The sequence below is a fragment of the Acidobacteriota bacterium genome (assembly GCA_003225175.1).
Classification (GTDB): domain Bacteria; phylum Acidobacteriota; class Terriglobia; order Terriglobales; family Acidobacteriaceae; genus Gp1-AA112.
In genome coordinates, this window is sequence record QIBA01000046.1 from 21,709 (window position 1) to 36,084 (window position 14,376).

Annotated in this window: 16 protein-coding genes and 1 tRNA gene; 13 read left to right on the forward strand and 4 right to left on the reverse strand. The window is 54.7% G+C overall.

Features of this window, described 5'->3' with window-relative positions; translation table 11 throughout:
* Positions 1 to 192: 192 nt before the first annotated feature.
* Entirely contained in the window at positions 193 to 930 is a 738-nt protein-coding gene (locus tag DMG62_12220) for a hypothetical protein (GenBank protein ID PYY22623.1), read from the forward strand.
* 163 nt (positions 931 to 1,093) lie between these two features.
* Here DMG62_12220 and DMG62_12225 read toward each other — a convergent pair whose 3' ends face one another.
* Positions 1,094 to 1,345 carry a hypothetical protein gene (locus DMG62_12225; GenBank protein ID PYY22624.1) on the reverse strand — a complete coding sequence of 84 codons (252 nt, stop codon included), beginning with the start codon at positions 1,343 to 1,345 and terminating at the stop codon, positions 1,094 to 1,096.
* Positions 1,346 to 1,661: 316 nt separating this feature from the next.
* Positions 1,662 to 1,937, reverse strand: a complete 276-nt coding sequence (locus DMG62_12230; GenBank protein PYY22625.1) for a cupin domain-containing protein — start codon at positions 1,935 to 1,937, stop codon at positions 1,662 to 1,664.
* A 129-nt stretch (positions 1,938 to 2,066) separates the two neighbouring features.
* Between DMG62_12230 and DMG62_12235 the strand changes: the two genes are divergently transcribed.
* The 9 genes from DMG62_12235 (at position 2,067) to DMG62_12275 (ending at position 10,024) form a co-directional block, all read left to right on the forward strand.
* On the forward strand, positions 2,067 to 3,923 hold the full coding sequence (locus DMG62_12235; protein ID PYY22626.1) for a hypothetical protein: 1,857 nt from the start codon (positions 2,067 to 2,069) through the stop codon (positions 3,921 to 3,923).
* Positions 3,924 to 4,078: 155 nt separating this feature from the next.
* The gene (locus DMG62_12240) at positions 4,079 to 4,615 is read left to right on the forward strand and encodes a cytochrome C (protein PYY22687.1); all 537 of its coding nucleotides are present in this window, start codon (positions 4,079 to 4,081) and stop codon (positions 4,613 to 4,615) included.
* 427 nt (positions 4,616 to 5,042) lie between these two features.
* On the forward strand, positions 5,043 to 5,333 hold the full coding sequence (locus DMG62_12245; protein ID PYY22627.1) for a hypothetical protein: 291 nt from the start codon (positions 5,043 to 5,045) through the stop codon (positions 5,331 to 5,333).
* A gap of 70 nt (positions 5,334 to 5,403) precedes the next feature.
* Positions 5,404 to 6,261, forward strand: coding sequence for a hypothetical protein (locus DMG62_12250; protein PYY22628.1), 858 nt, complete (start codon positions 5,404 to 5,406; stop codon positions 6,259 to 6,261).
* Positions 6,258 to 7,178 (forward strand): DUF2063 domain-containing protein, encoded by a 921-nt coding sequence (locus DMG62_12255; GenBank protein ID PYY22629.1) that lies wholly within the window; start codon positions 6,258 to 6,260, stop codon positions 7,176 to 7,178. The genes DMG62_12250 and DMG62_12255 overlap by 4 nt, the downstream gene beginning before the upstream one ends.
* Positions 7,179 to 7,243: 65 nt before the next feature.
* A complete protein-coding gene (locus DMG62_12260; protein ID PYY22630.1) occupies positions 7,244 to 7,756 on the forward strand; it encodes a DoxX family protein in 513 nt (170 codons plus the stop codon).
* A gap of 56 nt (positions 7,757 to 7,812) precedes the next feature.
* Positions 7,813 to 8,778, forward strand: a complete 966-nt coding sequence (locus DMG62_12265; GenBank protein PYY22631.1) for a hypothetical protein — start codon at positions 7,813 to 7,815, stop codon at positions 8,776 to 8,778.
* A gap of 60 nt (positions 8,779 to 8,838) precedes the next feature.
* Positions 8,839 to 9,522 (forward strand): hypothetical protein, encoded by a 684-nt coding sequence (locus tag DMG62_12270; GenBank protein ID PYY22632.1) that lies wholly within the window; start codon positions 8,839 to 8,841, stop codon positions 9,520 to 9,522.
* 127 nt (positions 9,523 to 9,649) lie between these two features.
* The gene (locus tag DMG62_12275) at positions 9,650 to 10,024 is read left to right on the forward strand and encodes a hypothetical protein (GenBank protein PYY22633.1); all 375 of its coding nucleotides are present in this window, start codon (positions 9,650 to 9,652) and stop codon (positions 10,022 to 10,024) included.
* On the opposite strand, the gene DMG62_12280 is transcribed toward DMG62_12275, so the two are convergent.
* Positions 10,025 to 10,114, reverse strand: a tRNA-Ser gene (locus DMG62_12280).
* A 178-nt stretch (positions 10,115 to 10,292) separates the two neighbouring features.
* Here DMG62_12280 and DMG62_12285 point away from each other — a divergent pair.
* On the forward strand, positions 10,293 to 11,210 hold the full coding sequence (locus DMG62_12285) for a hypothetical protein (GenBank protein ID PYY22634.1): 918 nt from the start codon (positions 10,293 to 10,295) through the stop codon (positions 11,208 to 11,210).
* Positions 11,211 to 11,212: 2 nt separating this feature from the next.
* A complete protein-coding gene (locus DMG62_12290) occupies positions 11,213 to 11,674 on the forward strand; it encodes a hypothetical protein (protein PYY22635.1) in 462 nt (153 codons plus the stop codon).
* Positions 11,675 to 11,725: 51 nt separating this feature from the next.
* On the opposite strand, the gene DMG62_12295 is transcribed toward DMG62_12290, so the two are convergent.
* Entirely contained in the window at positions 11,726 to 12,352 is a 627-nt protein-coding gene (locus DMG62_12295) for a DUF4142 domain-containing protein (GenBank protein PYY22636.1), read from the reverse strand.
* A gap of 483 nt (positions 12,353 to 12,835) precedes the next feature.
* On the opposite strand from DMG62_12295, the gene DMG62_12300 reads away from it, so the two are divergent.
* Positions 12,836 to 14,374 carry a hypothetical protein gene (locus DMG62_12300; GenBank protein ID PYY22637.1) on the forward strand — a complete coding sequence of 513 codons (1,539 nt, stop codon included), beginning with the start codon at positions 12,836 to 12,838 and terminating at the stop codon, positions 14,372 to 14,374.
* Positions 14,375 to 14,376: the final 2 nt, after the last annotated feature.

A 14,376-nucleotide genomic window follows, 5' to 3' on the forward strand; every position in this document is an offset into this window, starting at 1 on the left:
ACAGAAAACGCCGTCACAGCCTTCGCGACGTTTCGTGTTCGTTCCTTCGGCAAAAACGGGAGATACCAACAGCTCTCCTTATGCGACGAGCAACACATCTCGGTAATCTCCACCACTCCAGCAACCATCTAAATCCTCAACCAGGAGAACCAAAACGCGGCACCCGGCCGTGTTTTCTGGAGGAGGCCCCAAATGAAACATCTGCTTGCTTTATGTGCTCTGCTGCTCTGTCTAGGCAGCGCTGCTGTCGCGCGGCCAGTCGCGCCGGATCCTTATGTGCCGCAACAAAACTGGCACGCGATGCTTTCCGCCGATGACCAACGCGACTTCGATAATTACTACGGGAAATGGATGGAAGCGACGCGCAAAAACGACCGCGACGCTATGTCGGAGAACACCCGCAAGATGCAGGACATCATGACTCGCAACAACATTCCTGCAGATGTGTCGTTTGATCAGGTTGCATCTGCCTCAGCGTATCCAAATCCAGCCTACTCGGCTTCGGTCCCAGCGCAGCGACTCTCAGCCGACGATCAGAAGGATTTCGACAAGTATTACGCGAAATGGACAGAGGCAACGCGCAAGAACCATCAAGAGGACATTTCGGAAAATGCGCGCAAGATGCAGGACATCATGGCGCGGTACAACATTCCCGCCAGCGTACCCTTCGCGCAGGTTGCGAGCGGCGGCACTCAAGCCGCATACCCGAACACCGCGTATGTGCCGGCCTACAGCCAGGGACAACGACTCTCTTCTGACGATCAAAAGGAATTCGATAAGGCGTACAAGAAATGGCTGGAATCCCGCCACAAAAAGCACACCGAGGACATGGCGGAGAGTGAGCGCAAGATGCGAGACATCATGGCGCGCTACAACATCCCAGCGAATGTTTCGTTCGACCAGATCGCATCGCCGGGGATTTATCGCTGATTCAGATTAGTTCCGAATTGGTATGAGAGGAGCACGGTGGAAGCCGTGCTCCGACTAAATCCCGGCCACTCTGGATCCAGGCATGAAGTTCTGCGCAACGCTTCCGGCTTTTAGGCTGTCCGCAATTGAGCGCCTACGGCGCTGAGAAGATGTGATGCTCTGCTTACTCGGCGGTAGCAGCGGCGAGGCGGTTGGGCAAGAAGCCGATTGCGCTCAGCGCTTGCGTTGAAGTTGACACCAAAGTGGCTCCCTCGGGAAATTCTCCGCTTTCAAAAAGCGCGCGCTCGACGCAGGCAACATTGCCGGCGTGACGCTCGCATACAAACATCTGCAACCGGGACTTATCGGAGAATTGGAATTCGATGCGATGACTGCGCCGGGCCGAACAGGGTTGCGGCGGGGTGACCAGATTCATCTCACAAATGCTTGAAAAAATGTTTGCCAAGGTTCGCACTCTCTCTGATGTAGACACTAATAAATCGATTTAGTCGCGCAAAACTTAATTGAATTTTAATTGCCGTGTCAAGGGGAGTTTGCGAGGAAAACTCGGAAAACGAGATCCAGCAAAGCTCATTCCTGAACAACTCCGGCAAATCATCGCACGGCTCGTGCCGGTATGAACCGGAGTTTCGGAGAATAAAAACGCCTAAGTGGTTGGACTTCCGTGTGTCTGGTGTTGCGCTCGATCGCGCACGAAGCGCGGTTAGATGGGAGCAAAGCTCCTCACAAAATTACCGTTCTCCGATTAGATATCTGCAGCCCTGTGCTCCCATGCGGGCGCAATGCTCTGCTCCGGCCGGAACATCGCACCGTTCTCCCGTTTTGTAAGTTCGCATGGCGCCATCCATCATGAGAGTCATCTCGCCGTCGAGAACGATATGCGCTGTTTCGGTCGGATGAGTATGTTCGGGATAGTACGCGCTAGGCCCGTCCTGCCAGACATAAACGCGCCGAAATCCTTCTGAGCGAAGGGTTTCGCGTAAGGCGTCCTCATTCACAGCTGCCATAGGAAATCCTCAGCCTGACCGAGTTACGTAATTGGAAGTTGTGGACTATGATTCTACCCGCTCATCATCCCAAGTTCGTTGGCGTTTGGCCGCCGCATTCCTGGTCCATCAGTATCGAGTGAGGTTCGTATGCTTCGTCATGCCTTCCGCACACTTTTGACCTTCGCATTGGCTCTCGGTGTCTGCACTTTTTCTGCGTCACAAATGAGGGCCCCAAAGGCCGCGATGAAGAGCGCCGACAAAATGCAATGGGTTTCATGGTCAGACGATGTCTTCAAACAGGCGAAGGCGGAAAACCGCTTCGTGCTGCTCGATCTTGAGGCAGTGTGGTGCCACTGGTGCCACGTTATGGACGAGAACACATACAAGGATCCCGACGTAATCCGGCTGCTGCGGGAGCGCTATATCACCGTGAAAGTCGATCAGGATTCACGTCCTGATCTCTCGAACCGATACGAGGACTACGGCTGGCCGGCAACGGTTGTGTTCAACGGCAATGGCCAGGAGATCGTAAAGCGCCAAGGATATCTGGCTCCGGATGAAATGGCTGGACTGCTGCAGGCGATCATCGACGATCCTACTCCGGGACCATCGGTGAAGCCCGAGCCGAAGATTAACTTCGCCGAGAATCCGTTGCTCACGGCGGAAGCCCGCGATGGCATCAAGCGCGATTACGCAGTGCAGTACGACTCGAAACAAGGTGGCTGGGGATTCAGTGACAAGTTTCTCGACGCCGACTCTGCCGAATACGCTCTACTGCTTGCTCGCTCAGGCGACAAAGATGCCGAGGAAAAGGTAAAGACCACGTTGCGTCTGCAGCAGAAGCATCTGATCGATCCCATATGGGGCGGCGTTTATCAGTATTCCGCTGAACAGGACTGGGTTCATCCTCACTTCGAGAAGATCGCGCTGATCCAGGCGAACGATCTGCGGATCTATGCGCTTGCGTACGCACAATATCGCGATTCCGAATATCTCCAGGCTGCGAAAGATATACACCGATATCTGACGGGGTTCATGATGAGCCCGGAAGGCGCGTTTTATGTGAGCCAGGACGCAGACCTGGTTGAAGGCCATCACGGCGCGCATTATTTCGCGCTCAACGATGCAGGACGCAGAAAGCAAGGCATTCCGCGTATCGATAAGCATCTCTACGCTCGCGAGAATGGATGGATCATCGCTGCGCTCACAGCGCTTTATGGCGCAACGGCCGACAAGACCTACTTAGATGACGCGACACGCGCCGCAAACTGGGTGATTTCAAATCGGTCTTTGTCCGGCGGTGGATTTTCACATGATGCGAAAGACATTACCGGCCCTTTCCTCGGCGACAGTCTTTCAATGGCGCGCGCTTTCGAGGGCCTCTACACGCTTACAGGCGATCGGCAGTGGCTGAAGCGAAGTGTGGAGACGATGGATTTCATATCCAAGAACTTCCTATCAACAGGTGTGCCCGGGTATCTGACTTCAAAAGTCGGGACGGATCTGGCCTACAAGCCGCGGCCGCAGCGCGATGAAAACATCCTGATCGTTCGCACTGCAAATCTTCTCCATCACTACACCGGCGATCCGGCATACGAAAAGATGGCGGCGCAAGCGATGCGCTACATTGGCACGCCGGAGATCGCGCGGGCATTTCCAGCCGCTGGTGCGCTGCTTGCCGACTACGAGTTCACGCATCTACCGCTTCATTTGACGGTGGTTGGGCACAAGGACGACCCTGCCGCGCAATCGCTGTTTTTCGCGAGTCTACGCATGCCCTCCGGCTACAAGCGCATTGAATGGTGGGACGAACGCGAAGGACCATTGCCGCATGCGGATGTCGAATATCCGCCACTGGACAAATCTGCTGCTTTTGTCTGTTCCGAAAAGAGCTGCTCGAAACCAATCTTCGCGGCGGATGAGATCAAATCAAGAGCCGAGGAGCTGTTGGCGAAAAACGCGGTTTCCGAAGTAGTGACACGGCATCCTGCGTCTCCACGATGAGGCCGACGCAAACCTGCATTGCGGGATTGCTTTGGCGAATGGCGGAGGTGCAGCATGCTGCGTCTCAACCTCGCCCAGGAGCTACCCTCATTACAATGGTTGCATCCTACGTTGCTGTTGCGAGGAGAGACGCCGTGATTAAAAAATCAGTTGTGATGTTGACCATTGCTGCCGTGTGCATGCTTTGCGCGTGTAAAGTCTCTCGGCCCGGCTCGGTCGAATCCGGCGTCATGAAAGAAGTTAAAAAGAACATCACGGTCGGCGGCAAGGACGACCAGAACCCTGTGCCTGACAATCAAGCCTCCGTCAACGAAGGCAAGGAGCACTTTGGACATCATTGCCAGATCTGCCACGGCCTCGATGGGCAGAACACTGGAGTTCCTTTCGCCGGCCAAATGTCACCTCCCGTCGCGGATTTGAAGTCAGCAGATATCCAGGCTTACACGGATGGACAGCTGCACTGGATTCTGATCAACGGCATAAATCCTTCGGGAATGCCGGCATGGAAGGGGATCCTCGAAGACGACGAGATGTGGAAAGTCGTGCGCTACATCCGGCACTTGCCTGAAAAGGGAAGTCTCGGTGTTCCTGCGGTCTTCAAGGAAGAGGAAGAAGAGCACAAGCAGATGGAATCTGCTGGAAGTCCGGAGCACCATCACCCTGCCACGACAAACCCAAAGAGCAGGCACTGATCCCACTCATCGAAAAGCCGGGGACGAATTGACGCAGAGTCTGCGCCGCGTTCTTCCTCCGCAATCTGGCTGTCTTAGCTGATGCGTACATTGATCGGCTTGGCTTTGACTGTCCTTAGAGGTAGGTCAAATACCTATTGCCCGGCATTGGGCTGCCGGGTAAAATTGCCCCCCCATCGCGGAAAGTGCAATTGTGGTGTATTTCCTGCCTGCAATTTTTATTGGCGCAGGACAGTACATCTCTGTGCTCACTCCGCAGCGCAGTTTTGATCTCTAGTTGCGATCACCGCTTGTCACATCGGTCGCGGCAGGGAATCACAATTGGGGTAATGCACACGGCGCAGGCTCGAGAGTCGAACCTCGACGGCGCGAGGCTGGTCTTTTGGCGGTAACAACCGAATTAGAAACAACACCATAGGAGATACAAATGACGAAGTCAGTGAAGTTGGCAATCGCGAGTGCGGCTCTGGCGGGTCTGGTCACCGGGACAAGCGCTAGTCTGTTTGCGCAGGATGCAGGCAGCAGCACCACAACCGACAAATCAACCAAGAAAGCCAGCAAGCACACGAAAGACAAACATGCTTGTAAAGGCCAAAACTCCTGTAAGGGCAAGGGTGGCTGCAAGAGTGGCGACAACGGCTGCAAGGCCCAGAACTCCTGCAAGGGCAAGGGCGGCTGCCGCACCGATGGCAAGCCGATGGAGCAGGCACCGCAGTAGTTCGGTATCCTGTTGGGGCTGGGTCTAGATCGACTCAGCCCTTTTGCACTTATGAGGTTCAGACTTCCTAATGCCGGCCAATCGCTTTAATGGATTCAAAAATCTCGGAGTCGGAATCGGCCTTCGCGTTCCTCACTACAACCACATCCTTGAGAAAAAGCCGGTCGTCGGCTGGTTTGAAATCATCTCCGAAAATTACATGGTCGATGGCGGACGTCCGCTGCACATCCTTGACCAGATCCTCGACCAATACCAGGTAATTCAGCATGGCGTATCCATGTACTTCGGTTCGGCTGAGCCGCTGAATCGTGAGCATCTCAAAAGATTAAAGGCACTGGTGCGCCGCACGAAGACACCATGGCTCTCCGATCACCTTTGCTGGGGCAGCGTTGATGGAACCTACAGCCACGACCTGCTGCCGATGCCTTACACCTTCGAGGCGGCGCGAGTGACAGCGCAGAAGATCAGAGAAGCGCAAGATTTTCTTGAAGTTCCCATTGCCGTAGAAAATGTCAGCAGCTATGCCGAGTTTCACGTATCGGAGATGACGGAGTGGGAGTTCCTGAATGAAGTTGTGGAACAAGCGGATTGCGGAATCCTGCTTGACGTAAACAACATTTACGTCTCCTCGCAAAACCATAATTTTGATCCGTTGACATATCTTGAGCGAGTGCCGATTGAGCGCGTAGCGCAGATCCACATCGCCGGCCATTCGAAATACGAGAAATACATTTTAGATACGCACGACCATCCTGTGATTGATCCGGTGTGGAAGCTATACGCGCGTGCCATCGAACTTGCCGGGCCTATGCCGACGCTGCTTGAGTGGGACGATCACATTCCATCATTCGATGAAGTTCATGCCGAGGCGCTGAAAGCTAACCGCTTCGTTCCCTCGAATGTTCCCGAAATGGCGGTGGCAGAATGAATTTGCTGGAGCTCCAGCGCAAGTTCAACGAGGCGCTGGCTACGAAGCTGAATTCCCAAGAAGGAATTCGCGACCGCACCATGGCCGGCGAGTCCATGCATGAGTTGGTAGAAGGAATTGTCAAGCCGAATGACAGGCTAAGTTCGGTCGAGCGGCTCGAAATCTACAGCCGCTCCTATTGGTTCCGCATTCTGTCGAGTTTGAATGAGGACTTCGTTGGTCTGCGCGCAGTCATGGGCGATGAGAAGTTCGACGCGCTCTGCGAAGCTTACCTGGCAGCGAATCCATCGCGCTCGTTTACGCTGCGCAACCTGGGATCGCGGCTGGAGAGTTGGCTGCGCGCCAATCCGCGATACACGCATCCGCATGAGCAGTTAGCGCTCGATATGGTTCGAATCGAATGGGCAGACATTGAATGCTTCGACGCTGCGGAAGAGCCCACGTTGAAACTCACCGAGATTCAGGAACTGGGCGAAGATCCTGGGTTGCGCCTGCAGCCGCACATTCAGCTGCTCAATCTGCAGTTTCCGGTCGACAGTCTGCTGCTTCAGATCCGCGAAGAGAACGACGACGGGTCCGACGAGGCCAGCAATACGTTTTCGGAACGGCGCAGCCGTTCGCGCGTGAAGAGCGTGCGCAAATCGAAGCCGAAGCCAACTTTCGTCGTAGTCCATCGCACCGATTATCTGGTCTACTTTAAGCGCGTTACACCTGAAGCATTCCGCCTGCTAAGCGCACTGCGCGAGGGCAAGAAGCTCTCGGAAACAATCGATTTAGCCTTCAATCCATCCACCTGGCCGGAAGCTAAGATCATGGAACTCGTGCAGGGCTGGTTCGCGGATTGGGCGGAGTGGGGCTGGTTTTCGGGGAGCAAGCTGGAATCGAACAGCTCTTCTGCTGATCCATTGAGTAATTAGTTGCTGTTTTCAAGCGGGCCTGCTGTTGCAACATCTGCTCGGGCTCCAACTGTAATCGAGCAACTATGAGCATCGTTAACACGAGCATTCACCTTTACCGCCGCCTTCTCAGAGTTCTCAATTTCCTCCAATGCCCTTTCCTATTGTTCGTGCGCGTCTACTGGGGATGGCAATTTTGGCAGACCGGCTGGGGAAAGCTGCAAGATATCTCCAAACCTATCGGTTTCTTTACCGAACTCGGCATTCCCTTTCCGGTATTCAACGCGTGGTTCGTTTCTATGCTGGAATGTGTTGGAGGAATCCTGCTCATCTTAGGACTCGCTTCGCGATTGATCTCGATTCCGCTGGTTATCGACATGGCCGTCGCTTACATCGCCGCAGACCGGGAGGCGCTGAAGTCCATCTTCTCCGAGCCAGACAAGTTTTATGCCGCCTCACCGTATACCTTCCTCTTCGCTTCGCTCATAGTGCTACTGTTCGGTCCGGGAGCAATTTCTCTCGATTCCTTGATTGCGCGCTACGTCAGGAAGCGCCATCCCATCGAGACTCACTCAACGATAATCTCGCAGAAAGTCTGATAACCTCGTTTCGCGGGGCTCATCGAACTCCGTAAGGTGTTGAGGTGAGTTCTGCCATGGTTGTCCGTTCCGTCTGTACACTTCTCATCGTGCTCAGCGCTGCCTTCACTCCACATCGCGACCCTTCTTTTGAGGTTGGGGGCGGCACGATTGATGTGAACCTCGATTCCGACCTCTCTCAATCTGCCCAGGACAACTTGATGAATTGGGTCCACACCGCGGCCAATTCCGTCGTTGCCTATTACGGACGCTTCCCGTTGGCAAGAACTTATCTCAACATCCGTAGCTTCGATGGTCGCGGAGTACATAACGGCCACACCTTCGGATTGCATAACGGCGGACTCATCCGTATCTCGGTGGGGACTCAGACGACCCCTGAGGAGTTCAAAAAAGACTGGATGATGACGCACGAGATGGTGCACCTGACGTTTCCATCGGTGCCGGAAGAGCACCACTGGATCGAGGAGGGGATCGCTGTCTACGTTGAGCCCCTCGCGCGACTCCGCGCCGGGAACATGAGCAAAGCCGAAGTGTGGGGCGAGATGGCGCGCGACATGCACCAGGGTCTGCCTGAAAATGGCGACGAAGGACTGGATCACACGCACACATGGGGCCGAACTTATTGGGGCGGTGCGATGTTTTGTCTGATTGCCGACGTCGAAATCCGGCAGCGCACCCACAATCAAAAGGGACTTGATGACGCTTTGCGCGCGGTGATGAATGACGGCGGCGTAATCACCGAAGACTGGGAGTTGTCACACGTCTTTGAAGTTGCTGATAAAGCCGTGGGCGTTCCCGTTTTGGAAGAACTTTACACGAAGATGAAAGACAAGCCGGTTTCCGTGGATCTCGACCAGCTGTTCGCGCGGCTTGGCGTGACCCGCAATGGCGATGTGGCGAAGTTCGACGACCGCGCTCCGCTGGTGGCGATTCGCGAAGCCATCTCAACCGGCAAACAGGGCAAAGCAGCTGCAATGAACGTTGCACTCGATAGCCTTATGTCCAGCGCGGCAGCTCACTAGCCAACTCGCCGTTCATCGAATAGAATCCTGCGCGAGTGCCCGCTTCATCCGCGATCCACGATGGCAAAGCGAAAAGTAAAGACATTTCGCGCTACCCTCGAGCGCTTGAGGTCCGACCTCGGATGGATCATTGTTCGGCTGCCTTTTGACGCAAAGAAGGTCTGGGGGAAGGGTCGGATAAAGGTCTTTGGCGAAGTGAACGGGGTTACTTTTCGCACTTCATTGTTTCCGCAAAAAGACGGTGGCCATTTCATTTTGGTAAACAACAAGGTTCAGAAGGCCGCCAAAGTCTTTCTGGGCAACACCGCGGAATTTCACCTTTCACACGATACCGAGCCGCGGGCCGTCGCGGTTCCAATTCAATTTGAATCAATTCTTAAGCAGAGCAAGAGAATGCGGGCTTTCTTCGACTCTCTAAGCTTTTCTTATCGGAACGCCGTCAGCGCGTGGATCTCTGAGCCGAAGAGCGTTGCCAGCCGTCGCCGTCGTGCCGAACAGATTGCTGAGCGCCTCATGGAGACCATGGAGGCGGAGCAGGAATTGCCGCCTCTAATCCGAACCGCCTTTGCGCGTAATCCGGTGGCTCGCGAAGGCTGGTCCCGCATGACGCCGCGGCAGCAGCGCGGGGAATTGATGGCGATCTTTTATTATCGGAATCCTGAGAGCCGTGCGCGGCGGTTGCAGAAAACCTTGGAGTTTGCAAAGCGGGTCGGGGAGCGGCCCGTTCACGCTACGGAGCAATGAGAGAGTAGCTCGTCGCTAATCCTTAGAAGCAGGAGGCCACCTTCTTGGTTGCTTCCGGGTGCTCACACCAAAGTCCAATGCATCTCGGTAATGCAGCGATTCCCATACTGGGAGCTTCTTATGCTGTATGCCTGAGAAGCTGCTCTACGTTGATGATGACGCTCGTCGCCGGGAAGTAATGGAGGAGCGGTTGCGGCAACTTGGTTACCGGGTAGTCACGGCCAGCAACGGCACTGACGCACTGGTAACGTTCGAAGCTGAAGACTTCGACCTTGCGATTCTCGACTACTACATGCCGGGAATGTGCGGCGACCTGGTTGCCATGCAAATGAAGAGCAAAAAACCGAACATTCCTGTCATTATCTTTTCGGGAACTTTTACTCTCTCAGAAATGGTGGTCGCATTCGTGGATGGCTTTATCTCAACTTCCGACGAACCGGACACGCTGATGGACAAGATTGCCGAGGTCCTCGCGCCACGTCGATCACAGCGTGCGGGCTAATGGCGGAGGGAGAGGGATTCGAACCCCCGATACCCTTTCGGGTATAGCGGTTTTCAAGACCGCCTGTTTCAACCGCTCACACATCCCTCCGCGTGAGCACTCCCAGCCAGTTTACCTTAGAGATGAAAAACAGCCGATGCGGTTCCCTGACTTCAAGCTACGCTCCTGATAATGCACACGAAAGCATCCCCTACAGACCGGCAACATTCACCTTCGTTCTTTCAAAGGGTATGATTCACTAGCTGGATTCGAGTCTGTCTACGAAACTATGCGGGAATTGTCGAACGCTAAGCTGAGGCCACCCGCATTTCTGATTGCTATTCTTCTTCTCGCCCTGTCCGCTGTAGCCCTTTCCCAGGGAAATAATGATTCCCCAATCAGTGGGTCGAGTCCCACCGTAGTGCCGCTTTCTGCCAATCAAATTGTGCGTCGAGCCATGGAGCACGACGTGAGCAACTGGCAAAAGGAGACAAACTACACGTTCGTGCAGCGCATCGAGCAGCGTGAGTTGAATTCCGATGGCAGCACGAAGTCGACGAAATCGGAGACTGAGGAGATCATCTTTCTCTACGGGCAGCCGTATGCTCACTTGATCAAACGCAACGATCAGCCGCTGTCTGAGTCCGAGGCGCGCAAAGCTGAGAAGAAGCTCAACGACACAATGGAAAAACGCCGGCAGGAGAGTCCAGCCGACCGGCACAAGCGGCTGGCCGATTTCGAGAAACGCCATCACGAAGAGCACTCATTTCTTTTGGAGGTGCCGGAGGCTTATGATTTCCGTATTCTCCGCGAAGAAACCGTAAATGGGCGGCCTGCGTACGTAGTGGCGGGCGAACCTCGGCAGTCGTTTCGGCCGAGATTGAACGCGGCGCGAGTGCTGCCGAAGCTGCGTCCGAAATTGTGGATCGGCAAAGAGAATTTCGAATGGCTGAGGCTCGAAGCTGAAGTAATCGATACCATTACTTGGGGAGGGTTCCTCTTGCGCTTGCATCCCGGTTCCCATATTGAACTTGAGCAGACGTTTGTGAATAACGAAGCTTGGCTGCCGCGGCATGCACATATTGCCTTCGATGCGCGCATCGCGCTCCTGAAATCAATGCGGCTGGAGGTGGATGCTCAGTTCAGCGACTACAAGAAATTCCGCACGGACTCGAAGATCATCTCGGTTGAGGAGGCGCAACACTAGGCGTGAAACAACGTCCACTTGGCGTGAAGATGATCGCGGCTCTGTATTTCCTCGGCTCGGCGGGGTACACCGCGTTGCTCTTTGGGTGGCTCTTCGCTCGCGCCTCACTCATCTCATTGTTAGAAGACGCGACGCCATCAGCGTCATTGGGTCCCACACTGCTGCTCGATGTGCCAGGAATTGTGACCACCTACTTCGTGGTAATGGCACTCCTTTGCTGCTGGATCGGGATTGCGCTGCAACGATTGCAGCGATGGGCATGGTTTGCCAGCTATGGATTCGCCGTCTTCTCCTTCATGCTCGACGTAGGACTCTTTGCCCAGATGTTCCGTTACCTTCCGGTCGCGCTCGCAATTCTCGGACTGTTGCGATTCGCGCTGCTGGCGTGGATCATCGTTTATCTGAGTCGAACCAGTATCCGCGCCGCTTTTGGTCTTTCCCGGGCGGGTGCAGCCCGAGCGTAGTCCTGGTAGAGAGGCAGCACGCTGCGTCTCTACGATGCGCTTGAGCCCAAATCAAATCAGGTTGAGCCCCGGACCGCCGCTCGTGGTTCCTGCCGTGTTCTTCTTCTTGGACTTACTCCCAACTTTGCCGTTGCTACCTGACTTGTTCATGGCGTCGTGAACTGCCTTTGCGTGGGTCAGGTGGTTATCCAGCGTAGGATAAGTGCGAGTCGCGAAGTCTTTGACATCGGAGTTGGCGGACGTGTTTGCAGCTTCCTTCTTGAACTCCGCCACATCCTTCACGTGATCCTTAACCATCATTTGCATGTAAGCCCGATCAAAGGCAGCGCCGGATAGCTTTTCCAGCCGCTGCTGCTCAGCTTTTTGTTCGGCACCTACTTCTTTTGGGACCTGCAAATTGTTCTTTGACGCCACTCCTTCAAGCTCCTGCTCGGCCTTCGAGTGATCGTCGACCATCATCTGACCGAACTTCTTCACGTCATCGTTCTGTGACTTCTCAGTTGCCATTTTTCCCAGCGCAACTTCAGCCATATTCCCTTGAGCAGCTTTGGTTACAAACTGAGAGTCGGAAACTGCGCCGGCCTTCGCCGTTGATTTTTGGGATTTCGATCCAGAGCTCTTCTCCTGCGCAACGGCAGACACACAGAGCGCCAAACATAGAATGGCCAGCAAACGCATATAGCACCTCTCTTCGCCTTTCTTTGCTTAGAGTGTGGAAGAAGCGATGCAGTTTGCCGGATGCGATGCTGTGAACAGCCAACGAGAGCAGCAGGCACTTCATGGCGCTCGAGCTTCGTCGCGACTGAGCTGTTATCGTTCTGCGCTAACCATTTGGATCAGTGCCTGATGTAGCCGAAGCAATACGCAAAAGCCTGCGCCCTTGTTCATCGCCATCGATCTTCGGCACGTGGCCGGGCATGAGCATACCGTCGTAGCCAACCTCTTATAGGTGCGGATCGCGCGGACAAAATCAATATCCTCGTTGTCGGGGAAGGCTTCCTGGAAATTTAAGGAAGCCACCTTTGATGTTGCGAAAATGCAGACTGAAGATTTTGCCGTGAGTTCCCATCAGAGTGCCGAAAGGCAGCACAGGCGAATAGGCCCGAAAATTCCGCGTTTTTCCCGAGTGCCCTCCGGCCAGGGCAGGTTATGCTCGGGGGTATGCCCTCAAACCAGGAACTGCTCAGCACCGGCAATGTCGTTGTCCGAGTGAAAGAGTTCCCGCCTTCAAGCACCGAAAATCGTCGGGCTAGGCGCTTCCAACCTGCAATCTCGATTGCTGCGCTCGGCATCGTGTCGCTCATTTATGTCGCGTTGCGTTTGCGCCACCTCAGTACGTACTCGCTCTGGTGTGACGAGGCGTTTAGCGTTTTCGTCGCCAGGTCTAGATGGAGCGATCTCTTACGGCAGCTGGTTGTCGACAGGGTTCACCCGCCGCTTTACTACATGCTGCTCAAGCTCTGGATCTCCACGGTTGGGGCATCTGTTGCGAGCTTGCGGGGGTTTTCGGTTCTGTTTTCCGTTCTGACTGTGGCGCCGCTTTGGAGTTGCATGAAGCAGATCCGGCTCTCCACCTGGTTGAGAATTGCTTTGCTGCTCGCAATTGCGTGCAATCCTTTCCTGGTTCTCTATAGCCAGGAAGTACGGATGTACTCCCTGCTCTGCTTTCTTACGGTGTGGTCTTTGGATTTGTATCTGAAGCAGAAGAGCGATCGTTCCTCCCTACAGATCTTGTGGGGCCTCGTCAATTTGGCTTTGGTGATGGTGCACGTTGCCGGTCTCGCGGTCGTGGGATGCGAACTCGCGCATGCTGCGCTAGCGCGGAGACAATTCCGAAATCGATTGCTCACTTGCCTGCCTGCCCTGCTCGCACTTTTTGGCTGGGTCGTAGCAGTAAAGGTTTTTGCTCCCGCTCCGGCGCGAGTCATTCACAACATTTCATGGATTGCGAAACTGACGCCTGCAATCGAATGGAAGACGATCACCCATCTTCTTGGAAGCACTCTGGGAGCGATAGTGCTGAACCTGCCTATCGCAATAGCGATTTGGGCTCATCGCAAGGTTGAGCGTCGCTTCGCGAGTCTGTTTCTCATGCTCTCAGTGGCCACGATCGGCTTCGTTTTTGCCTTCAGCATGATCGTTAAACCGATTTGGCAAGAGCGCTACCTGATCATCGCCGTCATTCCTTACTACTTGCTTGCGGGGCACTCGATTCGGCGGATAAACCCAAAATGGGCATTGCGATTTACAGTGGCAGTCGCAGTGGTTGGAACCTTGTCGCTCGAGTATGACCTCACGCACCGTCCCGATCGGCCAGTCTTTACCAGCTTCGTAATTCCTGCAGGAGAGCCGATCTTCGCCTCAGACGATCTCGCCGGCGCCCCGCTGGCGATCCACCAGTCCTCCGGAGGCTTTCCCGTCCAGGTCATCAAAGCGGTGTTGCCAGCTAAGTCGGCAGGCCTGAGACTCACGGTGCGCGACGTCTCATACTCGATCGGGGAGCGCGAAGATATCATCGAGCACGGACACGACATCTACGAGCGCGAATTCCTCTACGCATACGATACGACTCCCGATCCTCTGAGCCCACCAGGATTGTTGCTTTCGAGCCTGGCGTCCTACGGCTGCTCCGAGAAAGAGATAGCTGAGACACGCGGTCAAGGTCGCAAGTTCGTTTTTTTCAAGGTAACGTGCACATAACT

Coding starts and splice junctions, on each gene's coding strand:
- DMG62_12250 (PYY22628.1), top strand. CDS start 5,404: ATGCCGGCCAATCGCTTTAATGGATTCAAAAATCTCGGAGTCGGAATC.
- DMG62_12285 (PYY22634.1), top strand. CDS start 10,293: ATGCGGGAATTGTCGAACGCTAAGCTGAGGCCACCCGCATTTCTGATT.
- DMG62_12255 (PYY22629.1), top strand. CDS start 6,258: ATGAATTTGCTGGAGCTCCAGCGCAAGTTCAACGAGGCGCTGGCTACG.
- DMG62_12270 (PYY22632.1), top strand. CDS start 8,839: ATGGCAAAGCGAAAAGTAAAGACATTTCGCGCTACCCTCGAGCGCTTG.
- DMG62_12230 (PYY22625.1), bottom strand. CDS start 1,937: ATGGCAGCTGTGAATGAGGACGCCTTACGCGAAACCCTTCGCTCAGAA.
- DMG62_12260 (PYY22630.1), top strand. CDS start 7,244: ATGAGCATCGTTAACACGAGCATTCACCTTTACCGCCGCCTTCTCAGA.
- DMG62_12220 (PYY22623.1), top strand. CDS start 193: ATGAAACATCTGCTTGCTTTATGTGCTCTGCTGCTCTGTCTAGGCAGC.
- DMG62_12235 (PYY22626.1), top strand. CDS start 2,067: ATGCTTCGTCATGCCTTCCGCACACTTTTGACCTTCGCATTGGCTCTC.
- DMG62_12265 (PYY22631.1), top strand. CDS start 7,813: ATGGTTGTCCGTTCCGTCTGTACACTTCTCATCGTGCTCAGCGCTGCC.
- DMG62_12300 (PYY22637.1), top strand. CDS start 12,836: ATGCCCTCAAACCAGGAACTGCTCAGCACCGGCAATGTCGTTGTCCGA.
- DMG62_12295 (PYY22636.1), bottom strand. CDS start 12,352: ATGCGTTTGCTGGCCATTCTATGTTTGGCGCTCTGTGTGTCTGCCGTT.
- DMG62_12245 (PYY22627.1), top strand. CDS start 5,043: ATGACGAAGTCAGTGAAGTTGGCAATCGCGAGTGCGGCTCTGGCGGGT.
- DMG62_12225 (PYY22624.1), bottom strand. CDS start 1,345: ATGAATCTGGTCACCCCGCCGCAACCCTGTTCGGCCCGGCGCAGTCAT.
- DMG62_12275 (PYY22633.1), top strand. CDS start 9,650: ATGCCTGAGAAGCTGCTCTACGTTGATGATGACGCTCGTCGCCGGGAA.
- DMG62_12240 (PYY22687.1), top strand. CDS start 4,079: ATGTTGACCATTGCTGCCGTGTGCATGCTTTGCGCGTGTAAAGTCTCT.